Source organism: Vibrio sp. HS-50-1 (assembly GCF_024747315.1).
Lineage (GTDB): Bacteria > Pseudomonadota > Gammaproteobacteria > Enterobacterales > Vibrionaceae > Vibrio > Vibrio diabolicus.
The window spans coordinates 849,421-862,228 of the sequence record NZ_JAMPZF010000024.1 but is presented as its reverse complement, the minus strand read 5'-3'; the positions used below and the strand labels follow the sequence as shown (position 1 = coordinate 862,228).

General features: G+C 47.9%; 24 protein-coding genes. 21 read left to right on the top strand and 3 right to left on the bottom strand.

Annotated features, from left to right (window positions below):
- Window positions 1-16 precede the first annotated feature (16 nt).
- Window positions 17-391 carry a DUF3693 domain-containing protein gene (locus tag NDJ01_RS13560; protein ID WP_258586847.1) on the top strand — a complete coding sequence of 125 codons (375 nt, stop codon included), beginning with the start codon at window positions 17-19 and terminating at the stop codon, window positions 389-391.
- A 1-nt stretch (window position 392) separates the two neighbouring features.
- Here NDJ01_RS13560 and NDJ01_RS13555 read toward each other — a convergent pair whose 3' ends face one another.
- Window positions 393-656, bottom strand: coding sequence for a helix-turn-helix transcriptional regulator (locus tag NDJ01_RS13555; protein WP_005390085.1), 264 nt, complete (start codon window positions 654-656; stop codon window positions 393-395).
- Between the two features lie 147 nt (window positions 657-803).
- Between NDJ01_RS13555 and NDJ01_RS13550 the strand changes: the two genes are divergently transcribed.
- The 20 genes from NDJ01_RS13550 (at window position 804) to NDJ01_RS13455 (ending at window position 10,717) form a co-directional block, all read left to right on the top strand.
- A complete protein-coding gene (locus NDJ01_RS13550; protein ID WP_258586846.1) occupies window positions 804-995 on the top strand; it encodes a hypothetical protein in 192 nt (63 codons plus the stop codon).
- Window positions 992-1,288 (top strand): hypothetical protein, encoded by a 297-nt coding sequence (locus NDJ01_RS13545; RefSeq protein ID WP_025639946.1) that lies wholly within the window; start codon window positions 992-994, stop codon window positions 1,286-1,288. Before NDJ01_RS13550 ends, NDJ01_RS13545 begins: the two co-directional genes overlap by 4 nt.
- A 12-nt stretch (window positions 1,289-1,300) precedes the next feature.
- Window positions 1,301-3,118: a replication endonuclease gene (locus NDJ01_RS13540; RefSeq protein ID WP_029825091.1), complete on the top strand. Its 1,818-nt coding sequence runs from the start codon at window positions 1,301-1,303 to the stop codon at window positions 3,116-3,118.
- A gap of 17 nt (window positions 3,119-3,135) precedes the next feature.
- Window positions 3,136-3,330 carry a hypothetical protein gene (locus NDJ01_RS13535; protein WP_162484618.1) on the top strand — a complete coding sequence of 65 codons (195 nt, stop codon included), beginning with the start codon at window positions 3,136-3,138 and terminating at the stop codon, window positions 3,328-3,330.
- Between the two features lie 3 nt (window positions 3,331-3,333).
- The gene (locus tag NDJ01_RS13530) at window positions 3,334-3,645 is read left to right on the top strand and encodes a hypothetical protein (protein ID WP_005457413.1); all 312 of its coding nucleotides are present in this window, start codon (window positions 3,334-3,336) and stop codon (window positions 3,643-3,645) included.
- The gene (locus NDJ01_RS13525) at window positions 3,638-4,183 is read left to right on the top strand and encodes a hypothetical protein (protein ID WP_258586845.1); all 546 of its coding nucleotides are present in this window, start codon (window positions 3,638-3,640) and stop codon (window positions 4,181-4,183) included. Before NDJ01_RS13530 ends, NDJ01_RS13525 begins: the two co-directional genes overlap by 8 nt.
- Window positions 4,173-4,628, top strand: a complete 456-nt coding sequence (locus NDJ01_RS13520) for a hypothetical protein (protein WP_258586844.1) — start codon at window positions 4,173-4,175, stop codon at window positions 4,626-4,628. The genes NDJ01_RS13525 and NDJ01_RS13520 overlap by 11 nt, the downstream gene beginning before the upstream one ends.
- A complete protein-coding gene (locus NDJ01_RS13515; RefSeq protein ID WP_258586843.1) occupies window positions 4,600-5,358 on the top strand; it encodes a hypothetical protein in 759 nt (252 codons plus the stop codon). The genes NDJ01_RS13520 and NDJ01_RS13515 overlap by 29 nt, the downstream gene beginning before the upstream one ends.
- 112 nt (window positions 5,359-5,470) lie before the next feature.
- A complete protein-coding gene (locus NDJ01_RS13510) occupies window positions 5,471-5,599 on the top strand; it encodes a hypothetical protein (RefSeq protein ID WP_005457441.1) in 129 nt (42 codons plus the stop codon).
- Window positions 5,599-6,426, top strand: coding sequence for a major capsid protein P2 (locus tag NDJ01_RS13505; protein ID WP_258586842.1), 828 nt, complete (start codon window positions 5,599-5,601; stop codon window positions 6,424-6,426). The genes NDJ01_RS13510 and NDJ01_RS13505 overlap by 1 nt, the downstream gene beginning before the upstream one ends.
- 9 nt (window positions 6,427-6,435) lie before the next feature.
- Entirely contained in the window at window positions 6,436-6,744 is a 309-nt protein-coding gene (locus NDJ01_RS13500; protein WP_005457431.1) for a hypothetical protein, read from the top strand.
- Entirely contained in the window at window positions 6,744-6,887 is a 144-nt protein-coding gene (locus NDJ01_RS13495) for a hypothetical protein (protein WP_017636141.1), read from the top strand. The genes NDJ01_RS13500 and NDJ01_RS13495 overlap by 1 nt, the downstream gene beginning before the upstream one ends.
- Complete coding sequence (locus NDJ01_RS13490; protein WP_005457419.1) at window positions 6,884-7,081, top strand: hypothetical protein; 198 nt, start codon at window positions 6,884-6,886, stop codon at window positions 7,079-7,081. Before NDJ01_RS13495 ends, NDJ01_RS13490 begins: the two co-directional genes overlap by 4 nt.
- Window positions 7,066-7,452: a hypothetical protein gene (locus NDJ01_RS13485; protein ID WP_029823319.1), complete on the top strand. Its 387-nt coding sequence runs from the start codon at window positions 7,066-7,068 to the stop codon at window positions 7,450-7,452. The genes NDJ01_RS13490 and NDJ01_RS13485 overlap by 16 nt, the downstream gene beginning before the upstream one ends.
- A complete protein-coding gene (locus tag NDJ01_RS13480) occupies window positions 7,453-7,947 on the top strand; it encodes a hypothetical protein (RefSeq protein WP_060469919.1) in 495 nt (164 codons plus the stop codon). It abuts the gene before it with no gap.
- Complete coding sequence (locus NDJ01_RS13475) at window positions 7,944-8,660, top strand: hypothetical protein (protein WP_258586841.1); 717 nt, start codon at window positions 7,944-7,946, stop codon at window positions 8,658-8,660. The genes NDJ01_RS13480 and NDJ01_RS13475 overlap by 4 nt, the downstream gene beginning before the upstream one ends.
- A gap of 3 nt (window positions 8,661-8,663) precedes the next feature.
- The gene (locus tag NDJ01_RS13470) at window positions 8,664-9,788 is read left to right on the top strand and encodes a CalY family protein (RefSeq protein WP_258586840.1); all 1,125 of its coding nucleotides are present in this window, start codon (window positions 8,664-8,666) and stop codon (window positions 9,786-9,788) included.
- Window positions 9,789-9,790: 2 nt separating this feature from the next.
- Window positions 9,791-10,261 carry a hypothetical protein gene (locus NDJ01_RS13465; protein WP_062730603.1) on the top strand — a complete coding sequence of 157 codons (471 nt, stop codon included), beginning with the start codon at window positions 9,791-9,793 and terminating at the stop codon, window positions 10,259-10,261.
- A gap of 62 nt (window positions 10,262-10,323) precedes the next feature.
- A complete protein-coding gene (locus NDJ01_RS13460; protein ID WP_085609389.1) occupies window positions 10,324-10,551 on the top strand; it encodes a hypothetical protein in 228 nt (75 codons plus the stop codon).
- A complete protein-coding gene (locus NDJ01_RS13455) occupies window positions 10,532-10,717 on the top strand; it encodes a hypothetical protein (RefSeq protein WP_258586839.1) in 186 nt (61 codons plus the stop codon). The genes NDJ01_RS13460 and NDJ01_RS13455 overlap by 20 nt, the downstream gene beginning before the upstream one ends.
- A gap of 171 nt (window positions 10,718-10,888) precedes the next feature.
- Here the strand turns inward: NDJ01_RS13455 and NDJ01_RS13450 are convergent, their stop codons facing one another.
- Both NDJ01_RS13450 and NDJ01_RS13445 read right to left on the bottom strand, forming a co-directional pair.
- Window positions 10,889-11,632, bottom strand: coding sequence for a DUF4435 domain-containing protein (locus NDJ01_RS13450; RefSeq protein ID WP_238975290.1), 744 nt, complete (start codon window positions 11,630-11,632; stop codon window positions 10,889-10,891).
- Window positions 11,633-12,748 (bottom strand): AAA family ATPase, encoded by a 1,116-nt coding sequence (locus NDJ01_RS13445; protein WP_069495725.1) that lies wholly within the window; start codon window positions 12,746-12,748, stop codon window positions 11,633-11,635.
- Window positions 12,749-12,808: the final 60 nt, after the last annotated feature.

Here is a 12,808-nt window from a genome sequence, read left to right as displayed (position 1 = left end):
AAACGGAGGAAGCGGTATGTATCAAAACAAACTATTAGATGCCTACAAAAAGGCTCAAAGTTACGTGCAAGACAAACAAATTGCAGCGGATATGAATGTGCCGCCGCAGAGAATCAGTGATTTCCGCAAAGGAAAGCGTTATATGACTGATACACAAGCAATTTTTCTTGCAGAGCAATCAGGTTTAGACCCTGAGATTGCATTGTTGGGGTGTCACGCTGATCGCAATGATAATCCGCAGATAAAAGCAGTATGGGAAGGAATTGCAAAAAAGTTTAATGGGCTTGGATTGTCAGGAATCTCAATGGCTTGCACTGGATTGGCCTTAGTGATTGCAAGTCCACAGGAACCACTATCACAGTGCGCATTATATGTGAAAGGGTTAATATAGGTTAGACAGGGGCGCCTGCTTGTAAGGCATTGATTAAGCGGGGATTATTGTACTTATCATCTATCAAACCGAACACCAAATTTTGATCATCTAGTTCCAGTAAGTCAGCGATTTTAAAGGCTATTTCCCAATCCATAGAACAGCTACCCGCGCGCCAGTGGGCTACGCGACTACGACCAACGCCAAGTTTCTGAGCTAGTTTGTAGTCTGAGCCCAGTTCGTACTTAGCTTTTACTCTGTCTAAAAGTATGTTTGTGTAGTTCATTTAGTAACTGTTTAAAAAAGAAACAAGATTGTTAAATTGTAGAGCATCTTACGTGCTATTTCAGTAGTTTAACTCGTTTGTACGTTTAAAATAATTCGTTTACGGTTGCCATGTTCAAAAAAGAGACAGCTTGCGGAGGCTATGAACATGGAACGTATAATCTCAAACCCAATTCACTTACCTTGCCCTGATATGGCAGGGTGCACCAATCCAGACCCAGCTAAAACGGCAAACTCTATCAACAAGATAGCTCAACTACGCGAGAAGTTCGCCGAGCAATTCCCTAAGAAGAAACAGACCTACATTCCTACACGTTTTCGTCAGGGGGTTGTAGCATGAATCTTAGTATCTGGAAATCGCGCCGCAATCAGCGCCAACTTGTTGCATCACAAGACAACGGAACTCATATCTACTTCGATAGTTTTGAGCTTGAAGCCGTTGAAGCCTCACTTTGGCTTTACCAAGGGATGACGCTTGTCGCTTGCATCAAAGCACAAAACGACACCTTGGCCGATATTACGACTACTGCTAACCGTATGGCGACACTTGGCGCGCAAAACAACGGCCAACCACTACACGAAATCCGCAAGCAAGATGAAGCGCCCCAAGCGGGCGCGGATTCTTCCCTTTAATCAGGGGGATGCATGGACTTCGACACCAAAGCCATAGAAATCAAGATGGCGGGCAAGACGTTCGCCAATGATGCCATTCATCAAAGTGCCTTTTCACGCCGATTCTTCCCACGCTTACCCGCGATAGTTCGCAACGATGTGCGCCGTAAAGTAGAGGCGCGCACACAGCGCAAAAACGCCACACGTGAAAACGTGATTAAAACCGCCAAAGACGCGGTGAAATTTGGCCTGAAGTGCGCTCACCATATCGAGAATCGTTACTCGTTTGTTGACAGTCGAAAGGGCGCGCATAGCGAACCATTGACGCACAATATCTTGATGCGTGATGACGCGCTGACCAAGTTCGCGGAGAAGTACGCCGACCAATGCGCCGAGATTTTATCAAGCCTAAATGCCGAGGGTTACGCCTCTTTTGTCGAGGCGTTAGCCGCGGTTTATTCTGAGCAAAAAGCGTTACTTAAGACCATTCACATTAAGCCGCCGTACGTGAATTTCAAAGTGAAAGACGTTGAAGTGTTAGAGCAAATGCTAACGGCTGCGGTACTCAAAATGCAGTCTGAGAAGTGGGTCGAACGTCGTTTGCTGCGTCTGCGTGGTGACTACATCGAGTACGCCCAAATCACCATGAGCCGTGTGGGTGACAAAGGCCATCAAAGCAAATACGTGTCTGAGATTTCCTTTAGTAACTGGAAGCGCAAGCAACGCGAATCCGAGAAATACATGAAGTCGATGAGCGTGTACAACGAGGAAACAGGCGAGCACTTTCCATTAGAGGAAGTGGCAAAGCGCACCATTGCTAACCCTGAGAACCGCCGTATTGAAATGATGGTTCGCTCACGTGGCTTTGAAGAACTGGCCGACGAACTGGAATACACCGCGCTTTTCATTACGTGGACACTGCCGAGCCGTTATCACCGCAATTCACCAAAGTGGGACGGCTCAAGCGTCAAAGACGGACACGCTGAGTTAATGCGCCAATGGTCACTTGCTCGCGCTAAGTTGGCCAAGTTAGAAATTGAATACTTTGGCTTTCGTGTGGCCGAGCCACACAAAGACGCAACCAGTCACGCGCACTATTTCTTGTTTTGCTCTCACAAAGACAAAGCCAACATCATTCGTATTCTCCGCGGTGAGGCGATTGCGCCAGACCGTGAAGAACTGGGCGACGACATCACGCCACGCTTTGACGTCAAAGAAGCCGACCCAAGCAAGGGCGGCGCAACGGCGTACATTGCCAAGTACGTCTCGAAGAACATCAACGGTAAACACATGCCAGACACCGAAGCCGAAGAAAGCGCATTTAAAGTGCGCGCTTGGGCGTCGGTGCATCGCATTCGCCAGTTTCAGCAATTTGGCGGTGAGCCTGTGTCTTTGTGGCGCAGTTTACGCCGAGCGACCGCCGAACAAACCCAGAAAGATGATCAGCTAGAAGAACTGAGACAAGCGGCCGACTCATCCAAATGGGCGCTGTTTTGTCAGTTAGCTAAGGGCGCGAAGTTGGCTTACAAAGAAAACAAAAACGACTACGGCGAGCCAATCAAAAAAATCATTGGTTTTGAGTGGTGCGGTCAAGTCATCGAAACCGCTAGCGAGTGCTATTCGCTCGTGCAAACGAAAGACGTAAAGCGTCTTTTAAAAAGTCGCGGAGCGACGTCTTGGAGCACTGAAAATAACTGTAACTCCCCACTCATTACGGAGTTGAAGAAGCTCACCGGATGGAGCTTTGAGGGAGTGAAATGCCTATTAGAGCCGTTGGCTAATGGGGCGACGGTTTCCATCGACCAATATTGTTCAATCAAATTACAAAACAACACATTACGACTGATTTAACCCGTTTGGGATATTGCTTGCGACAACGATTTCAGCAACTAGGTAAGGACAACCCAATGAGCACCATCGACAAAATCACCCAAGAAATGGAAGCCGAAGTGAAGCGCAGCAAAGGCGGCGTGTTTTGGCGTCTATTGCTGGTCTGGATGAAAGAAGTCAACAAACAGATTCAGAAAAAACCGAACACCGATGAAGAACTAGCCGAGGCTTAAACAATGGAAATGCTATCTCTTAAAGAATGTCAGCAAGCAATGGCCGCGCTCGATGCGGCCGACAAACTCAACGCCAGTGTGGAAAAGGAGTTGAGCCAGTTTAAAAACATGGACACCAACGCGATTATCAAACGTGCAAGCAAGATGCTCATGACGGGTAACTTTTCGCTTGAAGCGTTCGGGTTAAATCCGACGTTGTTCGACCAAATCGAGCAATTAACCAAGCTCAACAACAAGGTGCGTGAAAAGTATCGCGGTTGTGTCAAAGGCAACATGCAGCAATTGGAAACAGTCGAGGCGGCCGCTGATGAGTAAACACCCCAACCCAATTCGCGGGCACGTATCGTGCCCCGTTTGTAGCTCGGCTTCTACCGTGCATCGTGTCGGTGAGGGCAAGCTGATTGCCGAGGGTGAGCCAACCAAAAACGGGCGCAATTTAGGGCTGCTGTATTACAAGTGTCCAAGCTGTGGTAACAGCCCAATGAGCAAGAGCATCAACGCGTTTGTGGAATCCAACATGGTTGACTCGGTTGAACAGCTAGAGTTGAGTGACGCCGTCACAATTGAGACTGAATCGCCAACGGTTGAACCAGTGGCCGAAACCGTTGCAAGCACTGATACGCCTAGCGTTGAAGTAATTGAACAAGTGGAAGCGCCAAGCGTTGAAACTGAGCAAGCAACCGAAGCGGAACCCGTTCCAACGCCCGTTAAAAAACCGCCGTTTCCGGTTAAAAAAGTCTTAGCGGGGATAGCGTTTGTCGCCTTGCTGATTTGGGCAATTCGTCAACTGATGCCAACCAAGAAACCAACCGAACCAGATACCGAACAAGGGGAACCAATCAATGCAGGATGAAATGGAAAACCAACCAGAACTAGATGATTGGGGCGACTTTTCCGCGGTTATCAGTGGGCTGGAACAAACCGAAGTCAGCGAACTAACCGACTTACCAACCGAAGCGGCCAACGACGACAACCACCAACCCGCGGGTGAAATGTTCGAGGGCGCATTGTCGGTGCTGTTCACCATTGCCGAACAAGCGACGTCGATTATTTCCGGTGTGGATTTTGAGTTTGACGAAAAAGGCAAAGCGGCGGTGATTGAAGCGGCGTTGCCTGTGTTGGAAAAGCACAGTGACAGCGTGTCATCGTTGTTTGGTGATTACATGCAAGAGGCCGTTCTCGGCTTGGCGGTGTTGTCGCTGGTCTACAGTGCCAAGAAAACCATGGCATACCAAAAAGAACTATTAGCCATCGAGGAGGAAAAACAGCGTGAGCAAAAAGAAAAAGACGCCGCTTAAATTCCCCAATCCGGTCAACTCCAATCCGTCACACGATGCCGAGCATGTCATTTACGTGGCGGGCACGGGCGGGGGTAAAACCTCCGCCGTTAAGCACTTAGGTTTGGTGCCAAAAGCCGCGCAAGCGGTTTTTTTTGACCCTTACCGCAACTACGCGGGGGCGAAATTCCGCGGCCAACAATGCCTTGAAACCAACTCGCGTGTGGTGTTTGTCAAAGCCTTGGTGATGGCACGTAAACGCGGCAAGTCGTTCAAACTGGCGTACATTCCTAAAGATGGCGCGTGTAGTGAGGAACTTGAATTTTTTAGTGCCGCGGTGTGGGCGGTCGGTAATGGCGACGCCAAACAACTGCATGTGATCATCGAAGAGCTTGCAAGCTGCGTGGAAACGTCCGGCAAACTCAAAGGCAAAGCGGGCGAATTGTGGCGCGGTGGGCGTCAATATGGGCTTGTACTGCATTCGATTTTCCAACGCGGGCAGGAAGTGCCCAAGACCGTCACCGAGCAATCGCCTGTATGGTGGATTGGTGCGGTGAACTCGATGGCCGATGCGCGATGGCTCGCGGATAAAAAAGGCTTGTGCGTCGATACCTTGGCGGGCTTGAAGTCAGCCAAAAACAACAAAGCCGCAATTGGCAAACCCATTGCCGAATATTTATTGGTTCGTGACGGTATCGGCAACGTGGAAAAAGGCGCATTCAACTGTCTAACCGGAGCACTTCAACGTTAAATCCAACCTATAGGTTAACCACTTAACCTATAGGTTGCGTCCGCTTTCGCTTCCTATCAAATCCCTGTTTCATGAAATCACTTTTTAACCGTGTACAACCGAAAGGGACAACATGAAACAGCAACACAAAAACCTACTGATGGCACTGATTATCACGTTAATCGTGATTGCCGCTATCAACAACATCAGCGTGCTCAATCCAGTGCGTGAAACTCTTAACGGCGAAAATGGGTGGTTCTAATGGAAGCACTAAAACAACCTTTTAACCCGCGTCCACGTGAGCTTGACCCTGTAGAGGGTGTGAACTGGGGCAACCAAGCCACCTTGCGTTTGGTATCGGGTCCAACGTACCAAAACATTGAACTGGTCACGGACATTCTCGACGCAGCAGACATTGAGCGCATCACAGTGAAAGTGAACGGCCGTGAAATCGTCAACGTGACGGGTCAAGACCTTATCGACTTGCAAGAGCACAAGAAAGAATACGTGCAAGCGGGTCGCTACGTGCTGAACTTCTCCGATATGTCGATGCGCACCAAACTGGGTATCCGTACAGGTGAGCTTGTGACGCTGCAAGGCGAAATCTGGTTCATGTATATCCAGCTAAAAGCCAAAACGGGTGCCGCGGCACCAATGATTCGCGCTCGTGCTCATACTACGGCGGCGCAAAGCCAACGTATCTACATGCCGCGCATCTATTCGCAAACGTGGTACGCCGCATCAAGTGGTCGCACACCGTTTGACTTTGCCGAGCGTAGCGCGGCGCTGTCTATCAAGCGTTTGCACCTCAAAGACAACACGATTGAACGTGTTCGCGTCCTGCGTGATGAACGTGAAGAGCTCAACGTCAACAAGAGCGATAACGCCTACGACTTAGCCGCGGCGGGTCGTGAGCAGAATGCGGGCTTCTTCTCGATGGACTTCACGCGTTGCGGTTTTGGTAGCGAAGCGCGTTTACCAACGGCGGCCATGAAACAACTGGCGTTTGAAGTGGAAAAAACGGCGCCGGGTAGCATTCCGGTTCTGATTGAAGCCATCGAACAAGTGGCGGTGCCTACCGCGCAGTAAGGGGGCGTTATGGCGCAAGAGCAAAGCATGTGGGGTTCCATTTGGGACGGCGTCCTAGAAACGGGCGGCGAACTGATGACCGACGTTACCGACTTAGGCAAGGACTGGCTTGGCGTGAAGATTGAAAACGAAGCCGACCGCGTCCAGTCGAGTAACCCAGATGAACAGCGAAAGCACAATAACGACTACCAACAACCCACGGGTGAGCCTGTGTACACCTCCGCGTTTGCGGGGGTGACCACCACACACCTGATGATGGGAATGCTGTTCGTACTGTTGTTATTGGCGATGTTCTACGTCGCTAAGGGGAAGAAGTAATGCCGTTTATTCCATACCTGATTGCGGGTGCGGTGGGCGTATGGGCGGGCATCAAAGTCTCGGGCGGGTTTGACCGCATCGGATGGGTGCTCGGTCTGCTTCTGGTGTGTTATGTCCTGTACAAGAAAGGATTCAAATTATGATTGGTGGGCTATTAGGTAACTCCGGTTCGATGCCAATTAGCGCCAACGGTGGACCCGCGGTCAGCGGTGCCGATGGTGAATCAAGTGGCAGCCTATCGGTAGGCAATATCAATATGGGCGGGGGCAATTCCACCACGTTGATGATTCTTGTAGTGATTGTGATTGCGGCGGTGTTGCTATGGAAAAAGAAGTAATTGAAGTCGTGACGCAATCGAAACGTGCGCTTGGTGAACTCAAGCCCGCGTTTCGCGCTTGCCCTGATGCGTATGTCGAACTGTGCAAAGCGGTCAAGGATGGCCGCGTGAGTCTGTATCGCCTAATCAGCAATGAAAATGATCTCATCATTGCGGGTGAGCGAGACGGGGATAACTACTTTTTGTGGGGCGTCGCGGGTCGCGGTCTGCGTTCGGGGATTATCCAGTTATGCAAAGTGGTGAAAGCGGCGGGCATGTCATCCATGACTGCCGACACCGCCTTTGATGGCGTTGCCCGTTTGGTGCGTTCAATTGGTGTGACCGCCAAGCAAGACGGTGACTTTATTCGTTTGGATTTGGGAGTGCAGTAAATGGGTAGTTCTAAATCAAAATCGAGTAATACCAGTAACACCACTAACGTCAGCGGTCAGAATGCCATTAGTGGCGATAACCTCGGTGTAGCGATTTCGGGTGTGAACAACTCGACCATCAATACCACCATGACCGACCACGGCGCGGTGAATGCCGCAATGGAGCTTGGCGGCGAGATGCTCAACAGCAATGAGCGTATTTCGCTTGAAGCAATGGACACCACGCACGACATAGCCGAAACCGCCATTGATGAAGTGGCTGATTTTGCGGGCGATTCCTTGGCAACGTACGCCTCAACCAACAGTGAAAACCTCGATATGTTGGCGGGACTGGCGGGCAACCAAGCGGCACAAAACTCGAAGAATCTGCAAGCCATGATGGACTTGGCGAAATTCAAACAGGACGGCGGGCAAGTCGAAACAAGCAAGATGATGGTGGTATTAGCAATCGTGCTTGTGTTGGTGCTTGGCTACGTAATGGTGAAGAAACGATGAACACGCAACTATTAGCGGGTCAAGCCATCCCGCTGACGCCAGATGGCAATTGGCTGTATCTGAAAGCGGCGCAAGCTGAAATCGAAATCTATCGGGAATCGTCAGGTGAGCGCGTCACGCTTGGCAAGTCGTCAGTGTTTAACGTGGGCGAGGGTAAACACCTTGGGCGTTTGCTTATCTCAAGCCGCACCGATAACCAGATTGAAATTCAGTTTGGTTTTGGGACATTTACGCCGCCTGTTGAGGGTCAAAGCGTCGTTGTTCAAGCACTGCCGAACGTGGTGATTGAACAACAACCCGCGGTAGAAATCGCGCCTAATCAACAACTGGCAGTGAATCAACTTCCCGCGGTTGAATTGGCTGCGAATCAACAGCTCGGCGTCACTGCTTTACCGCCTGTTGAATTCAAAGCGCCACAACCCGTGAATGTTCAATCGTTGCCCGCGGTCACGCTCGAAGCTGCGCAAGTGGTCAAAGTGGATGAGCAAGTCAGTGGAAACCTCATCACCGAAGCGGTGAGCGTGTTCCCGCACAACATTGCGCAAAACACCACACGCAAAGCCATCACGATTAAGGCGGCGAAAGCCAATGCTGCATCGGTGTTTATTGATGCGTTTGAACTGGAAGCGGGCGAGCGCATCACCATTGAAAGCACGGCCGACATGACCTTAACAGGCACGGTGGGTGACACCGTCACGACTATGGAGATTTAACGTATGGGACAAGTACGAGAGAACCTACCCAACGGCGACCCACGCAACAAAATTGAATACTTGGCCGATTGCATCGACGACGCCAAGGCCGCGAGTGCAGAGAGCGCAAGCGACGCACCGCAAAACCTATTGGTAAACCCTGAGTTATCGCATTCCGGTGTTGATTTGGCGATGGGCTCACCGCATCAACTGCGTTGGCTCACCAATGCCTACACCTACAAAGACCAAGCTGCAAACCAAATGCACCTTGGGCGCAGTTTTGGCCGTCCGGCTCCCGTAGGTTGGGGCGTCGAAGTCGTGCCGATTGATGGCGTGAGCGATTATCACAGCGTGGCGTACTCAAGTCTGGGCGGTGATATTGAGAAGTTCGACTACACGGCCAAAGCGTCCTATTTACTGGCGACAGGCTCAAACAGTCGAGTATTACATTTCAGTGTGTTCAGTGCGCCTTTTGACCGAGAGCTACGAGCACTCAACGATGAGGGCACTGCATGGGTGCCAGAAAATCAATCGTATAGCTTGTTTTTCCGTGGTGAAAAGAACACCGCCGTGCGTTTTGGTTTGCTTGAACTCGATGCAAACGGCGATTTCGTCGGGTATGTGGCACAAGCGCAAATCCCCGCCGAAGCAGGGTTTAACCAGTTTTCACAAGCTTGGTTACACGGCATTAAGCTCCAAGCGGGCGGTTTGTACGCTTACTTTGTGGAGTCAGATACCAGTTTGGGCGAGTTCACCTCAAGTCCTGTTAGTGCGGGTGTGTTTTTAAACCCCGATGAACTCGACACCATTCCAGACCTGACGCCGAGCGATACCGCCACACGCCGCTTTCGTCTGACGGAGTCGTTTGGCGAATTCAGCAAAGCAGACGTTGAAGCGGGCGTTCATCTCAACGTGAGTAAGTTCTTGATGCCGTTTGGCATGGAAAAGCACCTTATCTTTGCGAGCTTAAAAGGCACACCAGGATACTACACCGTGCAGAACTTACCCGCCGAAGTGGTGAAAACTCGTTATGACCAAGTCAGTGTGCGCGGAACGGTTGCTGATGCAACCACCGTCATCATGGCGTACTACTCGGAATCGCCTGTGCACTTGAATTACTTCAGCTCAGTCAACTATCAAGCGGTGTAGTTATGCCGCTATTTATCTTTGTCATCATACTCTTAGGGATGGGAGCCTTTACTATGACAACTTCAACCACATCAAGCGTTCGCGGAATTCGCATTCATAACCCGCTTAACATTCGCATTGCCTCTAATGCGTGGAAAGGCAAGGTGACGCCGTCACGTGACAAAGCCTTTGAAACCTTTAAAGCGCCCGAATGGGGCTTTCGTGCCGGAGCGATTTTGCTGCGTAACTATCAGCTACGCCATGAACTGCACACGCTAACCGAAATCATTCACCGCTTTGCGCCACCAAACGAAAACCACACGGCCAACTATGCACGCTTTGTCGCGGGTCGCGTGGGCGTTGGTATGGATGAGCGCATTGATTTAGTGAACAACAAGCCGTTGCTGGTCGAAGTGCTTCACGCCATGAGCATCATGGAAGTGGGTCGCCATTACAGCAAGCACACGGTGCTGAAAGGCGTCAATCTGGTTTAAAACGTCGTTGAAAACGTCATTGATAGCGTCATATGACGTTTAACTATATTAAGGAAAAAATTATGTTTGAACGTTCAACATTAAAAGGCTTAACGCTTCTTGGCTCTGTTATCGCTGCGGCAACGGGCTACGGCCATTTATTCAGCGTGGAGATGACCGACACGGGCGTGAATTTTGGCGGTGCGGTTGGTCTGGCAATTCCTGCCGTGATTGGCGCTTATGAAGCGTTGCCGGACAAGTGGAAACCGAGCAAAAAAGTAGGGGGCTTGGATGGAGAGCGCCCTAGTTAACGCCTTATCTGGTCTGGGCTTTTCGTCTGAATCGCTTGTGCTGTTTGCTTTGATGGGTATGAACTTGAAATACCAGATTGCTACCAATAAGCAGTTAACCCAAGGGCTGCAAGAAGTGCGAGAAAGTGTTTTGGTTCTAACGGCCACGCGCAACAATGAAAGTTAAGGCTTAAACCTTGCGAACTGGTTCGAAACGTTACTAATGACGATTTACACAGCGAGTAGGGGGCCGATACTTTTGGCGAGTCGATTGACCTCGACAGGCTTCAAATGAATGCCACCAAAGCAGAAGCCTAAAAAAGCCGAACCCTTAGCGATGGGGTTCGGCTTTTTTTATTTAGACAATCTTTTGAGAGATTTGATTCTTCAAGCTTTCTAAATTCTCATTACCGAAGTTTAGAGCCAAATCAATTAAAATATTCTCGTTATATTTGGCAAATCGCCCCGGCTTTGTTAAAACTCTAGCCAAGCATTGAAATATTTGCTTTCCACGAAGTTTCTTAGAGTATTCCTTTTTAATTTCTTCCACTAAATCAGGATCTGCTGGGGAATAGTTTATAGATGATAAAAAGTCGGAACACAAAGAGGTCGTATTAATAGGAACCACATTGTTTATATGAGTTCCCGTTTTTGCCTCTAATCCTTTCTTTAGCTGCTCAATTTCAAAAGAATACCAAATAGAAATTAAGTCAATCAAATGCCTATACTCGTCAACTTCACCTTCTGACATCAGTTTTTCTTTTATGTCACTCCTGTCATACAAGTCATTCTCCATACAATACCCGTTCGTAAATATAATATCTTCATACTCATCTGGAACTCCCATGTATAGATAATTATCCTTGTCAGCAATAAAAACAATCTTTTTTTCTGACAAATTTAGCTCTTTAATTTCCCTAAAGACTTTAAATAATACATCTCTATCGCCACAAGCAATTATAGACAACAAAGGTTCATCAATAGCATTAATCAAGTTTCTATATACATGAATATCATCTTTACCTTCAACTAGAATAGTTGGAACATTTGTTCTTTTCAATGAAGCAACAATTTCATCTTTTGTTAATTGGGCTCTGGCCATTTAGTTGCCACCTATAATAACTTCTTTGTCTTCAAATAATGTATAAATGAATGGGGAGTGAGTAGCAATGATAAACTGGTTGTTACTCTTCTGACGAAGCATTAGACTCAATAACAATCTCTGCCAATCTATGTGAAGACTTAGCTCTGGTTCATCAATAAAGAATGGACAATTAGTATATACCATATTGTAGCAGAGGAAACTGAGCATCTGCTTCTCGCCTGAAGAGAGCGCATCTGAATCAATAGCATCAACCGAGCAACCCAAGGTAAAGTTTTCATTAAAATTAATACCTGAATGCTTGAATATCGTACTTACCAAATCCGACAGATAATTAATTGCCCCAAACGCTTCTTCACGCCGCTGCTTAAAAATTCTCACACTCTCGCTTATATACTCAAGGCTTTCATTAGCAGACAGAAAATCACTAATGGAATCTTTCTTTGCCATTACATCACGGTTCTCGGTAAGGGTAAGAATTTTATCTATCATTTCTTTTGTTAGCTTACCAGACTGGTCGTTCGCCTCAGAAAACAATTGAGAGATTAACGATTTTATGTCTTTAGTTGATACAGATGAGACGAACTTATGACCATCAACGGAGATTTCTTTTGAAATATCATCAAGAACACTTTCTATTGGAAAGCGATTTCTCAAATATTTGCTGTAATTAGTGTTTCCTGCATTGCTAGTAATTGTATACCCACCCTCGATTCGCCTAAAAGTAGGGAAGTATATCGAACGTTCTGATAGCGTGATTACCTTCTTATTCGCTTCGTTTGCAAGTTCTAACCTATCTTCAGTTACTTGTTTTGTATAAATTGTTTCACCATCCATTCCCTTGATAGACAAAGCAAACACAAACTTATTATTCTTCGCAATTATAGTATCGATTAAAAATGTATATTTGTTTGTTACTAACTTTAAACTTTCAAACCTAACTTCTTGAAGTAAGCGCTCAATGTTGCCACTTATTATGTACCAAACAGACTTAAGTACGGTTGTCTTGCCAACACCATTTGAACCAGTGATGATGTTAACATCATCGAAAAATTTGATATTTAATACTCTGTCAGTACCATGCAAACCATGAATTATTAGTGATTCTATTTTCATACATTAACTTATAAATAGCGTTAAAAAATAGCGTCATGATAGCATATAACACTATAGGCA

Excerpts from the sequence above, each read along its gene's own strand:
- NDJ01_RS13460 (WP_085609389.1), top strand. The coding sequence starts at position 10,324 with ATGTTTGAACGTTCAACATTAAAAGGCTTAACGCTTCTTGGCTCTGTT.
- NDJ01_RS13480 (WP_060469919.1), top strand. The coding sequence starts at position 7,453 with ATGGGTAGTTCTAAATCAAAATCGAGTAATACCAGTAACACCACTAAC.
- NDJ01_RS13520 (WP_258586844.1), top strand. The coding sequence starts at position 4,173 with ATGCAGGATGAAATGGAAAACCAACCAGAACTAGATGATTGGGGCGAC.
- NDJ01_RS13475 (WP_258586841.1), top strand. The coding sequence starts at position 7,944 with ATGAACACGCAACTATTAGCGGGTCAAGCCATCCCGCTGACGCCAGAT.
- NDJ01_RS13505 (WP_258586842.1), top strand. The coding sequence starts at position 5,599 with ATGGAAGCACTAAAACAACCTTTTAACCCGCGTCCACGTGAGCTTGAC.
- NDJ01_RS13485 (WP_029823319.1), top strand. The coding sequence starts at position 7,066 with ATGGAAAAAGAAGTAATTGAAGTCGTGACGCAATCGAAACGTGCGCTT.
- NDJ01_RS13495 (WP_017636141.1), top strand. The coding sequence starts at position 6,744 with ATGCCGTTTATTCCATACCTGATTGCGGGTGCGGTGGGCGTATGGGCG.
- NDJ01_RS13540 (WP_029825091.1), top strand. The coding sequence starts at position 1,301 with ATGGACTTCGACACCAAAGCCATAGAAATCAAGATGGCGGGCAAGACG.
- NDJ01_RS13555 (WP_005390085.1), bottom strand. The coding sequence starts at position 656 with ATGAACTACACAAACATACTTTTAGACAGAGTAAAAGCTAAGTACGAA.
- NDJ01_RS13510 (WP_005457441.1), top strand. The coding sequence starts at position 5,471 with ATGAAACAGCAACACAAAAACCTACTGATGGCACTGATTATCACGTTA.
- NDJ01_RS13445 (WP_069495725.1), bottom strand. The coding sequence starts at position 12,748 with ATGAAAATAGAATCACTAATAATTCATGGTTTGCATGGTACTGACAGA.
- NDJ01_RS13560 (WP_258586847.1), top strand. The coding sequence starts at position 17 with ATGTATCAAAACAAACTATTAGATGCCTACAAAAAGGCTCAAAGTTAC.
- NDJ01_RS13465 (WP_062730603.1), top strand. The coding sequence starts at position 9,791 with ATGCCGCTATTTATCTTTGTCATCATACTCTTAGGGATGGGAGCCTTT.
- NDJ01_RS13490 (WP_005457419.1), top strand. The coding sequence starts at position 6,884 with ATGATTGGTGGGCTATTAGGTAACTCCGGTTCGATGCCAATTAGCGCC.
- NDJ01_RS13530 (WP_005457413.1), top strand. The coding sequence starts at position 3,334 with ATGGAAATGCTATCTCTTAAAGAATGTCAGCAAGCAATGGCCGCGCTC.
- NDJ01_RS13500 (WP_005457431.1), top strand. The coding sequence starts at position 6,436 with ATGGCGCAAGAGCAAAGCATGTGGGGTTCCATTTGGGACGGCGTCCTA.
- NDJ01_RS13550 (WP_258586846.1), top strand. The coding sequence starts at position 804 with ATGGAACGTATAATCTCAAACCCAATTCACTTACCTTGCCCTGATATG.
- NDJ01_RS13525 (WP_258586845.1), top strand. The coding sequence starts at position 3,638 with ATGAGTAAACACCCCAACCCAATTCGCGGGCACGTATCGTGCCCCGTT.
- NDJ01_RS13455 (WP_258586839.1), top strand. The coding sequence starts at position 10,532 with ATGGAGAGCGCCCTAGTTAACGCCTTATCTGGTCTGGGCTTTTCGTCT.
- NDJ01_RS13450 (WP_238975290.1), bottom strand. The coding sequence starts at position 11,632 with ATGGCCAGAGCCCAATTAACAAAAGATGAAATTGTTGCTTCATTGAAA.
- NDJ01_RS13545 (WP_025639946.1), top strand. The coding sequence starts at position 992 with ATGAATCTTAGTATCTGGAAATCGCGCCGCAATCAGCGCCAACTTGTT.
- NDJ01_RS13470 (WP_258586840.1), top strand. The coding sequence starts at position 8,664 with ATGGGACAAGTACGAGAGAACCTACCCAACGGCGACCCACGCAACAAA.